The organism is Micromonospora sp. NPDC051925 (genome assembly GCF_044548625.1).
Lineage (GTDB): Bacteria > Actinomycetota > Actinomycetes > Mycobacteriales > Micromonosporaceae > Micromonospora.
Map to the genome: position 1 here is coordinate 1 of NZ_JBIUCH010000033.1, position 14,509 is coordinate 14,509.

Below are 14,509 nucleotides of genomic sequence, written 5' to 3' on the forward strand. Positions count from 1 at the left end.
CAGGATCACCGCAGCGGCCCTCGTACTCCTGCACGTCGAGCACAACCGCACAACCTGATCACCCAACGCCACGACCCGTTACGCGGAAAGGCTCAATCACCTGCACCTGACGCGATTCTGCCGCGATCACGGCGATCGCCTCGATGGCTGCCAGCCATTCCTGCGTCTCAGCTTCTGGCGCATGATCGTTCAGTACCACGACGCAGGTCACGCTGTGCGCGTGCTCGACCCTCCTGATTACGATCTGAAACCGGTCCTCGTAGTCCTCCCACTTCATGTCCACGTCCGCCCGGGGAACCGTCACGATCTCCACCATCCACGGGCTCCCGCCCACAGGGGCGATGAGGAGATCCCCGCTCTTGATCGAGCCAGGAATTGGCGGCTCAAAGCTGAACGGTGTTCCCGCGCTGGCTGCCACACGGGCAACCTCCAGTTGTAGCCAACTGTGCCGCCAGGTCGCGGTGTCCATGCCCTTCTTCATACCGGTCCGGACTTTGGCGAACGTCGGTTCGGCTGCGGCGGCATCCAGCCACAGCGCCCACGACAGCACCTGGGGTAGCGCGTAGCGGTAGGCGCCGACAAGGAGCAACTCGCGTGGGAACCAGCCCCGCTTGTCGTACTGCCGGCCCGGCCAACTCTCCCCGAGATGTGCACGGAACCGATCAACGGCCCAGCGTGCCGCAGCGGCCCCACTTTCGGAGAGGCCGCCCCTGCCAATCATTTCGTCGATCTGCCGCCAGGTCGGCCCGTCCTCGTCCATCGAGACAGGATGGTCTTGAAATGGCCTTCGTACAAGCGTCTTCCGAAGCCTCAGCGCCGTGAGAGCAACTGCTTGAGTGGACCACAGCGCCACGTGGGCGTCAGGGCAGCCGAACTCAACCGATACAGACGAAACGCGTTCCTTGGTCAAACCACGACCAGCTGCCACTATGGCAACTGCCGCAGCGTGACGCCCGGTCCGGGCCGTCGGTGTAGCCCACATCACCCGTTCGGCTTGAGTTCGTCCGCCACGTGCCACGGACTGGGGCTCCGTCCAACGGACGTCTGACGGACAAATGATCAAGGGTAGGTTCTCGATCTTCCGAGAACCTACCCTTGACCTGCTGTTCCTTGGTGGAGCTGAGGGGATTCGAACCCCTGACCCCCTCGATGCGAACGAGGTGCGCTACCGGGCTGCGCCACAGCCCCTCCACCGGCGGACCGGCTTCGGTCCCACCCGGCTTTCACCGGGCGGGCCGGCGCCAAGACTAACAGCCCACCCACCCACCGAGCGAATCGCCCCTCCCGCCCCGAGCGAGTCGGTCAAGCGGGCGCGCGGGAGAGGTCAGGCGCCGTGCGGGTCGCGGCCGGACTGGTAGGGGCGTCCGCGCAGGCCACCGGAGCGGCGGTACGACACCGAGCCGCCCCCGCTGGCCGCCGCCGGCAGGCCGGCCGGCCGGTCGAGCCCCATCGCGGTGCGGCGTACCGCCTCGCGTTGGGCGGCCAGGCGGCGTTGCGCCTCCCGACGGGCCGCTGCCCGGCGGGCCTGCTCGCGGCGCACCTCGGCCTGTCGGGCGGCCAGCCAGGCCGCCTCCCGGGCCCGGATACGCCGCCTGCGCCGCTCGGCCAGCGCCCGCCGCCGCAGGTGTGCGACGTACACGAGCAGGAGGGTTGCGGTGACCGAGAAGCTGATCCAGAAGCCGGGGCTGACCACGATCACGCCGACCAACTCGACGAAGTTGAGCAGCAGCAGCGCGGCGAGCACCCGACGCCGCCGGTAGACGGCGGGGGTGTGGTGCCCGGGTCGGGGCGGCCGGCGTCGGGCCTGCCGGGGGGCGGGCGGCACGGCGCGCAGCCGACCGGACCGGCGGGCGGAGACCGGCGCACCGAGTTTACCGCTGGCGTCCTCGGCGAGGGTGACGACGAGCGTCCGGGGCTGGTTGACCGGTCGCCGGCCGGGGACAGTACGACGCCGTCGGCGGCGCTGGAGCACCCGCGCCGTCGACTGCGCCCGCTCCGCCACCAGCCGCTCGGTGGCGTCGTACCGACGAACCAGCGCCGGCGCGAGGGCGAGCAGACCGGCGGCGGCGAGGACGGCGAGGAGCACCGAGGTCGGCACCCTCACCCCTCCCGTCACCGAATTCGGGGCAACCACCGATCGACAGCAAGATCTTCCCCGAAAGGTCCCCCTCGGCGCAGATCCTGCGGTCAAACAGCGCTTGCCGCAGCTTGCAGTTACTTGAGGTTACGGGCCACCGACCGGGATGCCGGCACGCCGCGCCGATCCCGTCCGTGGGACGGCTCACCCGACGTCGTGACGCATCCGGTGCCAACGGGCCAGCAGACCGCCCTCGGCCGCCACCTCCTCGCTGGTCATCGCGTATCCGATGTGGTCCCGCCAGGCCCCGTCGATGTGCATGTAGCGTACGTGGTACGCCTCCTCGCGGAAGCCCAGCTTCTCCACCACCCGCCGGGACGGCTTGTTCTCCGGCCGGATGTTCACCTCGACCCGGTGCAGCCCACCCGGGCCGAACGCATGGTCGACGGCGAGCGCCATCGCGGTGGGGATCACCCCACGTCCGGCCACCCGGGAGTCCACCCAGTAGCCGACGTACCCGGAGCAGAACGCCCGCCGGACGATGCTGCCCACGTTCAGGTGGCCGACCAGCCGCTCCTGCCCGTCCTCGCGCAGGCAGACCGCGAACGGCATCCCCTCACCGGTACGCGCCGAACGCCGCTGGTCGGCGTGCACGTAGCGGAAGGCGGCCGGCGAGTTGGCCGCGTCCCAGCCGCCGGGCAGGTGCGACTCCCAGGGCGCCAGCCAGGCCCTGTTCGCCCGGCGCACCGCCGACCAGACGGTGGCGTCGGACCGCCGGTACGGTCGCAGCACCACCGGACCGTCCATCAGCACCACCGGCCACCCCGGCGCCCGTCCGAACCAGCTCACCGCGCCGGCCTCCCGTCCCCGACCGGGATGTCGGTCGATCCGAACCGGCTCACCGCCGACGGTCCAGCAGCAGCACGTCCACGGTGGAGCCGGCGGCCGCGGTGGTGACCCGCTCACCGAGCACCATCAGGCCGTTCGCCTCGGCCAGGCCGGAGAGGGTGTACGGGCCCCCGCTGAGCGGCTGCACCGTGTAACCCCCGCCGCGCCGCTCGGCCACGTGGGCGGGCCGGAACTCGCGCAGCCCACCGGGCGACGAGATGGTCTCCAGCAGGTGCGCCCGCACGCTCGGCCGGAACACCGGCTCCGCGCCGGCCAGCAGCTGGATCGCCGGCCGGGCCAGCACCTCGAAACCGATCAGCGCCGCGCCGGGCTCACCGGGAAGACACACCACCGGCACCTCCTCGGCGCCGACGGTACCGAACCCGAGCGCGGTGCCGGGGTACAGCGCCACATCGGTGAAGGTCACCGGGCCGGCCCGGCCGCCCTCTCGACGGGACAGGATCCGCCGGACCATGTCGCCGGGGCCGGTGCCGGTGCCGCCGGTGGTGATGATCAGATCGGCCCGCAGGGTCTGGTCCTCCAGCAGGCCGCGCAGTCCCTCCGGGTCGTCGTCGCAGATCCCGATCCGGTACGCCAACGCGCCCACCTCGGCGGCGGCGGCGGTCAACGCGTGGGAGTTGGCGTCCACCACCTGACCGGGCTGACTGCCCCGGCCCACGTCGACCAGTTCGTCGCCGGTGGCCACGATGACCACCCGGGGGCTGGGCCGCACCACCACGTGCCCGATGCCGGTGGCGGCGAAGACGGCCACCAGCGCCGGGGCGACGTACGTGCCGGCGCGGGCGAGGACCGTGCCGGCGGGCAACTCCTCACCGGCGCGGCGCACGCCGTACCCACGTTTGGGGGTGCGGAAGATCTCCACCGCGGCCATGCCCTGGTCGGTCCACTCCACCGGGACCACCACGTCGGCGGCGATCGGCATCGGCGCACCGGCGGCCACCGAGAAGCACGAGCCGGGGGTGAGCCGGACCGGACGCCAGCTCGCCGCGCCCAGGTCGCCGACCACGTTGAGCCGTACCGGACGGCCCGGCCCCCCGGAGGGGACCGGGCCGTACCCGACGAGGTCCTCCCAGCGCGCGGCGTACCCGTCCACCGCCGCCTGGTCGAAGGCGGGGAACGAGTGCGGGGCGACGACGTCGGAGGCCAGGACGTTGCCGTACGCCTGGGTGAGGTCGAGGTCGAGCGGGGGCAGCGCGCGTAACCTGCGCAGCACGCTGCCCAGGTAGTCGGCGAGCGGCGTCAACTCGTTCGCGGCCGCCTCGGCGTCGGCCGTAGAGGTCATGTACCGGAGCCGCCCGCCGCGTCACGTACCCCGTCGAGGATCGCCGCCGTGACGGTCTGGTCGCTGTTGTTGACGAACTCGGCCAGCCAGGCGCGGAACTCGCCTCCGAGATCCTCCCGCTCGACGGCGATCTGCACGACTGTCTGGAGGTAGCCCAGCGGCATGCCGGTGTCGTAGCGGGTGCCCCGGTAGACGATCGCGTGCACCGGCACGCCCTCGCTGCGCAGCAGCTCCATCGCGTCGGTCAGCTGGATCTCGCCGCCGCTGCCCGGTTCGGTACGCCGGATCGCGTCGAAGATCCGCCCCGGCAGGACGTACCGGCCGAGGACTGCGAGGTTGCTCGGGGCCTCCTCCGGCTTGGGCTTCTCCACCAGGCCGGTGACCTTCACGACCTCGCCGATGTCGGTCAGCTCGGCCTCGGCCGGCTCGACCGAGGCGATCCCGTACCGCTTGGTCTCGGCCGGGTCGACCTCGAAGAACGCCAGCACCACGCCACCGGTGCGGGCCTGTAGCTCCAACATGGCCGGCAGCAGCGGCTCGGACGGCTTGACGAACTCGTCACCGAGGAGCACCGCGAAGGGCTGGTCGCCGACGTGCGACTCGGCGTACCCGACGGCGTGGCCGAGACCGAGCTGCTCCGGCTGCCGGCAGGTGTAGATCTCGGCCAGCTCACTGGGGCGCTTCACCGCGGCCAGCCGCTCCGCGTCGCCCTTGGCCTCCAGCCGGGCCTCCAGGTCGGGACGGCGGTCGAAGTGGTCCACCATCGACGTCTTGCCCCGGCCGGTGATCAGCAGCACGTCACCGATGCCGGCCTGGGCGGCCTCCTCGACGATGTACTGGAGCACCGGCCGGTCGATCACCGGCAGCAGCTCCTTGGGCACCGCCTTCGTGGCCGGCAGGAACCGGGTGGCCAGGCCGGCGGCCGGGATCACGGCCTTGACCGCACGGGGACGGCCGGTCGCGGCGGCCGTTGAGGGGTTCGCTGAGTGCTCCGACATGCCGCGAGACTATCGGCCACGGCTCTGCCGCGGCGGGTGAGGACCGGAAGACGCGCCGCCCGGCTGCGTCACACCGGGAGCGCCGACGGCGTGCCGGCCGCCCGGCCGCTCGGTGGGTGGATGGTCGGCCGACCGGCCGGCGGGTGGCCAGTCGGGGGGCGGCCGATCGGGGGGTGGCCCGGCGCGGGGCAGGTCGTCGTCCGGGCTGGCCGCCCCCGCCGGCACGGCGATCTCCTCGGTCGGCACCGACCGGGTCCGCGCGGTCGCCACCCGGTACCCGTCGCGGCCGGCGCCCTTGGCCGCGTACAACGCCTCGTCGGCGGCATCCAGCACCTCCGTGCCGGTGTTGGCATGGTCCGGATAGACGGCGATGCCGATGGAGACCGACACCGAGATCGTCGTCGGGGTGCCGGCGTGGCCGACCACGACGACCGGGGTGTCCCGGACGGCCGCGCCCAGCCGCTCGGCGACCGTCGCCGCGCCCCGGGCGTCGGTCTCCGGCAGCAGCACCACGAACTCCTCACCGCCCTGCCGGAAGGCCAGATCCACCTCGCGGATCTCGCCCCGGACCCGGCGGGCGAACTCGGCGAGCACCGCGTCACCGGCGGCGTGCCCGTAGCTGTCGTTGACGATCTTGAAGCGATCCAGGTCGAGGACGAGGATGCTGAGCATCCGGCCGAACCGGCTGGCCCGCTCCACCTCCCGGCGCAGCGATTCGCGCAGGTAGCGGTAGTTCCACAACCCGGTCAACGGATCGGTCAGCGACAACCGCTGCGCCTCCTCGTGCACCCGTACGTTCTCCACCGCCACCGCCGCATGCCCGGCGAAGGTCCGCAGGGTGGCCAGGTCGTCGTCGTCGAACTCGTCGGCGCCGAGCCGGTCGTACAGGACCAGCACGCCGACCGCCGGATCCCGGCCGGCCGCGTCCCCACCGGGTGCGGTGAACGGCACCGCCACGTACGTCTCACACCACGGCTCGCCGGTCGGCATCGTGCCGGGCGCGACCCGACCCCGCTGCGGTTCACCGGTGGCCGCGACCCCACCGACCACCCCCACACCGACCGGCACCCGCAACTCCTCCGGTTCGGTGCCCGCCGGGCAGCGCCCGGCCAGCCCTTCGGCGCACCGCCCGACGAGCACCCCGGTGCCGTCGAGCAGCAGCACCGCCCCGGCCCGCGCCCCGGTCGCCGCGATGGCGCTGTGCAGGATCACCCGCAGGATGCGTTGCAGGTCGTGGGTGCTGGCCAGGGTGTCCCCGAGCACCCCGAGATGGCCGCGCAACTGGTCCCGGCTGCTGGTCAACGCGGTCACGTACCCGGCGGTCTCCCGGATCATCCGGTTGAACGCGGCGGCGAGCCGACCGATCTCGTCCCGGCTGCGCACCGGCACCCGGGCGGTCAGGTCGCCCCGGGCCACCCGGTCGACCGCACCGGCCAGCTCCACCAACGGCCGGGTGGTGACCCGGGCCAGCCGCCACGCGGCCAGCACGGCCAGCGCGGCGGCCAGCAGCACCGCCCCGGCCAACCCGGCCGGCAGGCCCGACGGTCGTTCACCGGCGACGGAGAGGACCAGCGGCAGCGGCTGCCCGGGGGCCGGCCCGAGCCGTCGGACATACCGGCCGTCGGGGGTCGCGGTGACCCGGTCGCCGTCGACCGTGCCGGCGGCGGCGAGCACCTCCTCGCGTACCTGACGGGCCTCGGTGGTGTGGGTGATCCGGCCGGGGCCGGCGGTGTCGTCGAGGAGGGTGACCGCGACGCCGGTCGCGGCGGCCAGCCGGGCCACGAACGCCGGGTCGACCACCTCGGCGACGGCCACCGTGCCGAGCGGCGTGCCGGCCTGGTCGCGCAGGTCCACCCGGGCGCTGAGCGCCTGGACCGGCCCCTCGGTCCGGGCCCCCGCGCAGTCCTGCCAACCGGTGGCGGGCCCGCCCGGGGTGGCGTAGGTGATGCCGCCGGACACGTCGGTGACCAGCACGGCGGCGGCCAACCCCCGGCTGACCACCTGGCCGGCAGCGCCCGCCCGGCCGGCCGGGTCGGGGCGTAGGGCCACCGCGTCGGCGGCGGCCCGTAACTGCTGGCAGAGCGCGTCGATCGAGGTCCGGACGGCGGACGCGGCCAGGCCGAGACGTTCGGTGGACCGGCTGCGGTCCACCGTCGACAGCGTGGTGCCGACGAAGACCGCGCCGAGCAGCACCGGGCCGAGCACCACCGTGAGGAAAGCCGCCGTCAACCGCCCGCGTAGCGTCAACGCTTTCCCCCCGGAAGTTCCAGGCCTGTTCCTGCGATGCTGACACAGAGCGACCGATTTGACAGCGTTGCGTCAGGAGTGTTGCGTGCCCGATTTTTCTGATGAAGTGGAAGACGCCCACGCGGCGAAACGCGAGACGCGCGCCGCGCTGCTCGCCCGCCGTCGGGCGCTCACCGCGCCGCAACGGGCCGCCGCCGCGACGCGCGTCCAGGCCGAGCTGACCCAGTTGGTACGCCGCCTGCGGCCGGCCAGGATGACCGGGTACGTGCCGGTCGGGTCCGAGCCGGGCGGCCCCGAACTGCCCGAGGTGCTCCGTGCCGCGCTGCCGGCCGGGGCGGAACTGCTGCTGCCGGTGCTCCGCGACGACCTCGACCTGGACTGGGCGCCGTACGCCGGGCCGGGCACCCTGGTCGCCGCCGGCCGGGGCATGCGCGAGCCGGACGGTCCACGTCTGGGTCGGACGGCGATCGTCGGGGCGACGCTGGTGGTCGTACCCGCGCTGGCGGTCGATCGGCGCGGCCTGCGGCTGGGCCGGGGCGGCGGCTCCTACGACCGGGCACTGACCCGGGTGCCGACGGTCACCCTGACCGTGGCGCTGCTGCACGACGGTGAACTACTCGCGGCGCTGCCCGCCCAGCCCCACGACCGGCCGGTACGTGCGGCGCTCACCCCGTCGGACGGCCTGCGCCCGCTCCCCGAGCCTCCCGCCGGCGCACGCTGAGACCTGCGTCCGTTCTCAGACGGCCCGCGTCCCGCCTCCCCGACGGCCCGGCCTATGCTGCCCGACGGCCCGCGTCCATGCTGTCTGACTGCTCGTCCGTGCGGTCTGACGGCCCGCGTCCGCTTTGCGACGGCCCGTCCATGCTCCGCGGACGGGCCGGATGACGATCCTCCCCCGTCCGCTGGACGAACCCGGGTCCGATGACGCACCATTGGCACTCGAATACGTCGAGTGCCAATCGGCCGTGCCAGATCCGGAGGAGAACGTGCCCACGTACCAGTACGCCTGCACCGCGTGCGGCCACCAACTCGAGGCGGTGCAGTCGTTCTCCGACGAGCCGCTGACCGAGTGTCCCGCGTGTGAGGGGCGGCTGCGCAAGGTCTTCAACTCGGTCGGTGTCGTGTTCAAGGGCTCCGGCTTCTATCGCACCGACTCCCGGGCCTCGGGCACCGAGGGCAAGAACGGCGCGACGAAGCCGGCGAAGTCGGAGAGCACCTCTTCCGGTGGAGACTCGTCGGGCTCGTCCGGGTCTTCGGGATCCTCGTCCTCGGGATCCTCGTCCTCGGGCTCGGGCTCGTCGTCGTCGGGCTCGTCGTCGGGCTCGGGCTCGTCCGGGTCGACCAGTGGTGGTTCGTCCGGGTCGAGCAAGTCACCGGCCGCCAGCGCTTCTTCCTGACCCCCGTACACCACCGAACGCCCCTGCCGCCCCTCGGGCCGCAGGGGCGTTCGGCACAGGTACGAGTAGCAGATCCGGCGGGTGGATGGTCGTTGTCCACAGGCCGGCTCGTCGGCCACAGGTTGTGGACAACGGCTCACAGCTCGACCGTCCCCCGCCTAGCCTGCTGAGCCGGGGATGCCGCCACGGCATCCGGTGAGCGGCGGAGGTGTTGTCATGGCGGCCGGTGGCGCGGATGGTGAAGGCTCGCTACGGCCGTTCCGTTGGCCGCGCCGCCCCGGCGGGGGAACCCTGCTGCGGGCGGCGCTGGTGGCCGTCCTGCTGGGCCTGGCGGTGATCGTCCTGGACACCCCGACAGACTGCCCCACCAGCGCTCCACCGCCCGTCGGCTCCCCCGGCATGGCGGGACTTCTCGCCACGACGACCAGCCCGGCGGGATGTCCCACCACGCCGACCGGGGCGGCGGACGGGTCTGCCGCAGCGGGCCGGCCCGGCCACGCTCCCGTCGCACCGACCGACCGGGCGGGGCATCCGGGTGCCAGTGGGGCAACTGCCCCCGGTTGGGAAGTCGGTGGAGGTGGCTCGGTCGCCCTGCCGCTGCCGAGTGGCTTCGTGGGAGTGCCGGTACGCCTGGCCGAACCAGCCGCCCTCGCGGTCCTCCGCCCCGGCGCGCGGGTCGACCTGCTCGTGGTGCCGGCCGGGCGGACGACCGGTGAGACCATCCTGCTGGCGGCCGACGCGCTGGTGCTCGACGTGGTGGGCGGGGGTGCCGCCGACGGCTCGTCCGCGCTGTACCTGGCGGTGCGGCCCGATCAGGCGCAGCGGTCCGTCGGCCAGCCGGAGGGCAGCCGCTTCAGCGTCGTCGTCCGGAGATGATCCACCCGTGTGCGCCCCGACAGCGGTATCGCCCACTTCCGGATACCGCTACCTCGCCCACCGAAAGTGGATCTCGCCAAGAAGCCACCCTGATGGCGATGCCGGCGGCGGTCAGCCCCAGTGCGGAGGGCGCTCGGCGAGCAACCAGTCGTCGTTGCCACCACGGCGCTCACCCCAGCCGAAGTCGGTGTCATCGACGGTCTGCTCCGGCAACACCACGAAGTCGTCGCTGAGGTCGACCGCGCGGTCGTCGTCGCCGGGCACGCCATGCCCCGCCGGGTCCTCGGTGCTCACGACGGCAAGACTACCCGGGCGGCCAGTCCGATCGAATGTCCTGCCTGCTGGCGCGTCGACTCGTCCTGTGGGATCGCGCGGACGTCCGGTACGCGGAAGACCGTCAGCCCCGACGGGCGGCACCCGGACGTCGAAGGTCGTGCCAGGTCGGCCCACTGGCCGGCTTCGCGCCGAAGATCGCCGCGTCGGACGGCTGGCGGATCGCCGCGTTGGTAGCGTCGGACGGCGTGACGACGCCCAGCGGTGCCCGCCCCGAGGATGAGTACTGGCGACGCCCGCCCACGCAACCCGCCCCCTCACCCACCGAACCGACGCCCCCGACGAGCGCGGCCGGTCGAGCGGACGCCCACAGCCAGCCGATCCCGTCCCGTCAGCCGGACCCGAGGCCCACCACCAGCCAGTCGAACGCGCCGGACAGTCCGGACGAAGCACCCACCGCTACCCCGACCAAAGCCGAGGCCGGAGCCGGAGCCGAGGCCGGAGTCGGGACACCGCACAGCTCACCCTGGGCCAGCCCCGCCGACGGGCCGGCACCCGGTCTGCCGGCCGGCCAGCCCTCCCACCCCCTACCCGGCCAACCTTTCCACGACCCGTCCGGTCGGGCCGCCCCGCCGAGGAGGGGCACGTCGACAGCGGGGACGAGGGCGGGGTGGCCGGGGGCGGGCGGTTACGTCGGACCGCCGCCGACCACGCCGCCACCACCGGGCTGGCGTCCCCCGGTACACCTGGAGGCGACACCGGCCCGCACCCTGCCGGGGCAGGACATGGAGGCGATGGACACGGCGGAGCAGCAGGCCCAGCGGTTCACCTGGAGCGTCGGCGCGGCGGTCGGCGTCGTGTTGCTCGTACTGCTCTGCCTACTCTGTTCCCGAGCGCTGTTCTGACCACCGCCTGACAGCCCACCGCCGGACAGCCCACCGCCGGACTCCGCCCACCGCCGGACACGCACACCGGCCGACGCCGCACACGGGCCGGACACACCGGCAGGCACGCGTCGCCGCATCGGACGCGTCGGCCAGGCACCGACAGACCGGCCGGCCACGCAACCATCGCCGGTACGGCGGTGGTTGCGTGGCCGACCGTGGTCAACCTGCCGACCTCGGTGGCCGGTCAGAACGTGTTGGTCCACACCGAGGCGGCGCCGCTGTCCCCGGTGAGATAGGCGGAGATGGTGTTGAGCACCGCCAGCACCACGACGACCGCGGTCAGTAGCCAGGTCGTCCAGGCGGGCAGTTTCGGGGTACGCACCCGGTTGCTGGTCACCGCCAGCAGCAGCAGCGTCGCCACGGCCAACCCGACGGTGAACCAGAGCAGAATGTCGCCGAACTCGGAATGCTCCTGGATCTTGGCGAGCAACTCGGGAGAATAGCCCTTCTTCTCCAGCGCCTCCTCGAACGCCTCTCCCGTCTCGGTCGCCAGCCAGGCGACGACCGGGGTGACGACGGCCAGGGTGGCCACCGCCCAGTCGAGGCGGGGCCGCCAGCGCGGCACCAACCCGTACGCGCTGGCCAACAGGGCGAGCAACGGCACGAAAACCACCACGGCATGGACCACCAGGACGTGCGCTGGCAGACCGTTGAACTCTTTGAACACCGACACCTCCGACAGTGGACGCGGTTGCGCCAGACAGCGTACGACGAGGGGCATGATCACAGCGTCCCCCATTTGCATACACGTAGTGATCAGCACCCCGGTTCACCGGGCGTCGTCCCGATCGCCGGCCCGCCACCCCGCCGACCCCGGGCCTGCGTTCCGACGCCGGGCGGCACTGCGCCGGGCGGCACTGCGCCGGGCGGCACTGCGCCGGGCGTGGCACTGTTGACGGGTGGACACCGACGATCTCGGCCTCTTCGGTCCCGGTTCGGTCACCTGGAAGGTGCACGACGAACCGATCCTGATCGTCGCCGGCCTGCGCTCGCTCTACCTCCAGGCCCTGCACCCCCGGGCGATGGCCGGGGTGGCCCAGAACAGCAACTACCGGTCGGACGCCTGGGGCCGGCTGATCCGCACCGGCACGTACATCGACACGGTCGCCTACGGCACCACCGCCGAGGCCGAGACGGCCGCCCGGGGGTTACGGGCCCGGCACGCCCGGATGCGCGCCACCGACCCGTTCACCGGGGAGCAGTTCCGCATCGACGAGCCGGACCTGTTGCGCTGGGTGCACGTCACCGGGGCCGAGTCGTTCGTCAGCACCACCCGGCGGGCCGGCCTGTCGTTGACCGACACCGAGGTGGACGCCTACTACGCCGAGCAGCGGCAGGCCGCCGCGCTGGTCGGGCTGGACCCGGCCGAGGTGCCCGGCAGTGCCGCCGAGGTGGCCGACTACTACCGGGCGGTCCGGCCCGAGCTGCGGATGACGAAGGATGCGGCGGAGACCGCCCTGTTCCTGACCGCACCGCCGATCCCGTGGAAGGTCAGCCGCCCGGCCCGGCTCGGGCTGAGCCTCGGACCGCCACGCTGGGCGTACCTCGGGGTGGCCGGCACGGCGCTCGGGCTGCTGCCACCGTGGGCGCTGCGGTTGTACGGCGGCCTGGGGCTGCCCACCACCGCGCTCTCCGCCGGCCTGGGGGTACGGGCGTTGCGGCTGGCCCTGGCGGCGTCACCCCGCAGCTGGTGGAAAAGCCCGATCCAGCAGGCGGCGAAGGACCGCGCCGCCCGCCTCACCGCCGCCTGACCCGGACGCCGCCCCACCCGACTCACCGCTGCCCGACCCGGACGCCACCCCACCCGACTCACCGCTGCCTGACAGTGCGTCGCTCGGCGGCCCGGAATGCTGGCGGCAGCCGACCCGCCGACGGTGGCGGCCGGTGGTGCCAGGGACCTGTCAGTCGGTCACGGGGGTGGTGGGACGGTCGATCGCCGACCACGGCTCACGACCCGGCGTCTGTGCGCCGACCGGGCAGGTACGGCGGTAGTCGCACCAGCCACAGCGCGGCCCGGCCACGGTGGGGAACGCCTCGTCCGGGTCGGCCCCCTCGGTCACCGCCCGCTCGGCGGCCATGATGTCCCGGGCGGTCTCCTCGGCGCGGGTGAGCTGGCGGGTCAGTGACTCGGCGGTGTGGTCGTGCCCGGCGACGGTGCCGGTCGGCAGGTGGTGCAGCTCCACCCGGCGGCACGGCCGGCGGAACGTCCGCTCGGCGGCGTACGCGTAGAGGGCGAGCGCCTGCGAGCCGCGCGCGTCGTCGGCGTCCCATCCGCTACGACCGGTCTTGTAGTCGACGATGACCAGCTCGGGACCGTCCGGCCCGGGGCGGGAGTCGATCCGGTCGGCCCGCCCGTTGAAGGCCAGCACGGCGGTCTTCACGGCGACCACCCGCTCCACCCCCAGCGGATCGGCCTCGGGGTCGAGGGTCGCGACGTACCCCTCCAGCCAGCCCAGCGCCCGCTGGTACGCCGCCCGTTCCTGCTCGTCGTCGCGGTAGCCCTCCCGTACCCAGGTGCCCTTGAGCAGGGCGGGCACCGCCTCGGGGCGACGACGGTCGGCGGGCAGCGCGTACCAGTTCTTCAGGGCGGCGTGCACGCTGGCGCCGAGCGAGTTGTGCGCCCACGGTGGCCCCTTCGGCGGGGCGGGCCGGTCCACGTAGGCGTATCGGTAGCGCCGGGGGCAGTCGGCGTACGCGCCGAGTTTGCTGGGTGTGCAGGTGAAGAGCCGTTCGGGCATGCCGGCGAAGCCGAGCTGTTCGGGTTGACCGGAGCGGGGCCGGGGAGTGCCGGCGGAGGAGGCTCGTCGCACCCTCCAGATCCTGCCAGCCCGGTACGACAGCCCGGCACCGGCACGACGGCGGCTCAGGCCATGTTGACGTACTGGGTGACGAAGGCGGCCACCGCATCGGCGATGAGCTGCACGGCGATGGCCGCCAGCAGCAGGCCGGCGATCCGGGTCAGCACCTCGATGCCGCCCGGTCGGAGGATCTTCACGATCCCGCCGGAGAAGCGCAACACGATCCAGACCGCCAGCATCACCGCGACGATCGCGGCGGCGATCGCCGAGACCTGACCCACCCCGTCGGCCTGCTGCACGAAGAGCATGGTCGCCACGATCGCGCCGGGGCCGGCCAGCAGCGGGGTGCCCAACGGCACCAGGGCGATGTTGGAGGTGACCTGCTGGCTGGGGTCGTCGGCCTTGCCGGTGAGCAGTTCCAACGCGACGAGCACCAGCAGCAGGCCCCCGGCGGCCTGCAACGCCGGCAGGTCGACGTGCAGGTAGGCGAGGAGGGTCTGGCCGGCGACGGCGAAAACCACGATGACGCCGAGCGCCAACGCGACCGCCTGCCATGCGGCCCGGTTGCGGTCACGGGCCGGCAGCGGGCCGGTCAGGGCGAGGAAGATCGGCATCATGCCCGGCGGGTCGACGATGACCAGCAGGGTCACGAAGACCTCACCGAAGAGCTTGAGATCCACCGCACGAGGGTAGCGGTGCCGTCGA

Annotated in this window: 14 protein-coding genes, 1 tRNA gene and 1 pseudogene; 4 read left to right on the forward strand and 12 right to left on the reverse strand. The window is 73.2% G+C overall.

Annotated elements, in window-relative coordinates; translation table 11 throughout:
- Positions 1 to 58: 58 nt before the first annotated feature.
- The 7 genes from ACIG87_RS30385 to ACIG87_RS30415 all read right to left on the reverse strand — a co-directional run bounded on the left by ACIG87_RS30385 (position 59) and on the right by ACIG87_RS30415 (position 7,513).
- Positions 59 to 760 carry a hypothetical protein gene (locus tag ACIG87_RS30385; RefSeq protein WP_396855057.1) on the reverse strand — a complete coding sequence of 234 codons (702 nt, stop codon included), beginning with the start codon at positions 758 to 760 and terminating at the stop codon, positions 59 to 61.
- Positions 761 to 1,111: 351 nt separating this feature from the next.
- Positions 1,112 to 1,188 (reverse strand) — tRNA-Ala (locus ACIG87_RS30390).
- A 136-nt stretch (positions 1,189 to 1,324) separates the two neighbouring features.
- Positions 1,325 to 2,104, reverse strand: a complete 780-nt coding sequence (locus tag ACIG87_RS30395; protein ID WP_396855058.1) for a hypothetical protein — start codon at positions 2,102 to 2,104, stop codon at positions 1,325 to 1,327.
- Between the two features lie 177 nt (positions 2,105 to 2,281).
- Positions 2,282 to 2,884, reverse strand: a complete 603-nt coding sequence (locus ACIG87_RS30400) for a GNAT family N-acetyltransferase (protein WP_396855102.1) — start codon at positions 2,882 to 2,884, stop codon at positions 2,282 to 2,284.
- A 91-nt stretch (positions 2,885 to 2,975) separates the two neighbouring features.
- Positions 2,976 to 4,268: a gephyrin-like molybdotransferase Glp gene (glp, locus tag ACIG87_RS30405; protein WP_396855059.1), complete on the reverse strand. Its 1,293-nt coding sequence runs from the start codon at positions 4,266 to 4,268 to the stop codon at positions 2,976 to 2,978.
- Positions 4,265 to 5,266 (reverse strand): UTP--glucose-1-phosphate uridylyltransferase, encoded by a 1,002-nt coding sequence (locus tag ACIG87_RS30410; RefSeq protein ID WP_396855060.1) that lies wholly within the window; start codon positions 5,264 to 5,266, stop codon positions 4,265 to 4,267. The genes glp and ACIG87_RS30410 overlap by 4 nt, the downstream gene beginning before the upstream one ends.
- A gap of 9 nt (positions 5,267 to 5,275) precedes the next feature.
- Entirely contained in the window at positions 5,276 to 7,513 is a 2,238-nt protein-coding gene (locus tag ACIG87_RS30415; RefSeq protein ID WP_396855061.1) for a diguanylate cyclase, read from the reverse strand.
- 85 nt (positions 7,514 to 7,598) lie between these two features.
- On the opposite strand from ACIG87_RS30415, the gene ACIG87_RS30420 reads away from it, so the two are divergent.
- Both ACIG87_RS30420 and ACIG87_RS30425 read left to right on the forward strand, forming a co-directional pair.
- A complete protein-coding gene (locus tag ACIG87_RS30420; protein ID WP_396855062.1) occupies positions 7,599 to 8,234 on the forward strand; it encodes a 5-formyltetrahydrofolate cyclo-ligase in 636 nt (211 codons plus the stop codon).
- Positions 8,235 to 8,394: 160 nt separating this feature from the next.
- Positions 8,395 to 8,592: pseudogene (locus ACIG87_RS30425) on the forward strand (FmdB family zinc ribbon protein); the annotation flags it as partial.
- A gap of 62 nt (positions 8,593 to 8,654) precedes the next feature.
- On the opposite strand, the gene ACIG87_RS30430 reads toward ACIG87_RS30425, so the two are convergent.
- Entirely contained in the window at positions 8,655 to 8,924 is a 270-nt protein-coding gene (locus ACIG87_RS30430; protein ID WP_396855109.1) for a hypothetical protein, read from the reverse strand.
- A gap of 202 nt (positions 8,925 to 9,126) precedes the next feature.
- Here ACIG87_RS30430 and ACIG87_RS30435 point away from each other — a divergent pair, with 202 nt between their 5' ends.
- The gene (locus ACIG87_RS30435; protein ID WP_396855063.1) at positions 9,127 to 9,786 is read left to right on the forward strand and encodes a flagellar biosynthesis protein FlgA; all 660 of its coding nucleotides are present in this window, start codon (positions 9,127 to 9,129) and stop codon (positions 9,784 to 9,786) included.
- Positions 9,787 to 9,897: 111 nt separating this feature from the next.
- Here the strand turns inward: ACIG87_RS30435 and ACIG87_RS30440 are convergent, their stop codons facing one another.
- Positions 9,898 to 10,080 (reverse strand): hypothetical protein, encoded by a 183-nt coding sequence (locus ACIG87_RS30440; RefSeq protein ID WP_396855064.1) that lies wholly within the window; start codon positions 10,078 to 10,080, stop codon positions 9,898 to 9,900.
- A 1,110-nt stretch (positions 10,081 to 11,190) separates the two neighbouring features.
- Entirely contained in the window at positions 11,191 to 11,673 is a 483-nt protein-coding gene (locus tag ACIG87_RS30445) for a DUF2231 domain-containing protein (RefSeq protein ID WP_396855103.1), read from the reverse strand.
- 232 nt (positions 11,674 to 11,905) lie between these two features.
- On the opposite strand from ACIG87_RS30445, the gene ACIG87_RS30450 reads away from it, so the two are divergent.
- Positions 11,906 to 12,757: an oxygenase MpaB family protein gene (locus ACIG87_RS30450; RefSeq protein WP_396855065.1), complete on the forward strand. Its 852-nt coding sequence runs from the start codon at positions 11,906 to 11,908 to the stop codon at positions 12,755 to 12,757.
- Between the two features lie 150 nt (positions 12,758 to 12,907).
- On the opposite strand, the gene ACIG87_RS30455 is transcribed toward ACIG87_RS30450, so the two are convergent.
- Together ACIG87_RS30455 and ACIG87_RS30460 are read right to left on the reverse strand one after the other, a co-directional pair.
- Complete coding sequence (locus tag ACIG87_RS30455; protein ID WP_396855104.1) at positions 12,908 to 13,744, reverse strand: RecB family exonuclease; 837 nt, start codon at positions 13,742 to 13,744, stop codon at positions 12,908 to 12,910.
- A gap of 125 nt (positions 13,745 to 13,869) precedes the next feature.
- A complete protein-coding gene (locus ACIG87_RS30460; protein ID WP_396855066.1) occupies positions 13,870 to 14,484 on the reverse strand; it encodes a MarC family protein in 615 nt (204 codons plus the stop codon).
- Positions 14,485 to 14,509 lie beyond the last annotated feature (25 nt).

Coding starts and splice junctions, on each gene's coding strand:
- ACIG87_RS30385 (WP_396855057.1), bottom strand. CDS start 760: ATGGACGAGGACGGGCCGACCTGGCGGCAGATCGACGAAATGATTGGC.
- ACIG87_RS30400 (WP_396855102.1), bottom strand. CDS start 2,884: ATGGACGGTCCGGTGGTGCTGCGACCGTACCGGCGGTCCGACGCCACC.
- glp (WP_396855059.1), bottom strand. CDS start 4,268: ATGACCTCTACGGCCGACGCCGAGGCGGCCGCGAACGAGTTGACGCCG.
- ACIG87_RS30410 (WP_396855060.1), bottom strand. CDS start 5,266: ATGTCGGAGCACTCAGCGAACCCCTCAACGGCCGCCGCGACCGGCCGT.
- ACIG87_RS30435 (WP_396855063.1), top strand. CDS start 9,127: ATGGCGGCCGGTGGCGCGGATGGTGAAGGCTCGCTACGGCCGTTCCGT.
- ACIG87_RS30455 (WP_396855104.1), bottom strand. CDS start 13,744: ATGCCCGAACGGCTCTTCACCTGCACACCCAGCAAACTCGGCGCGTAC.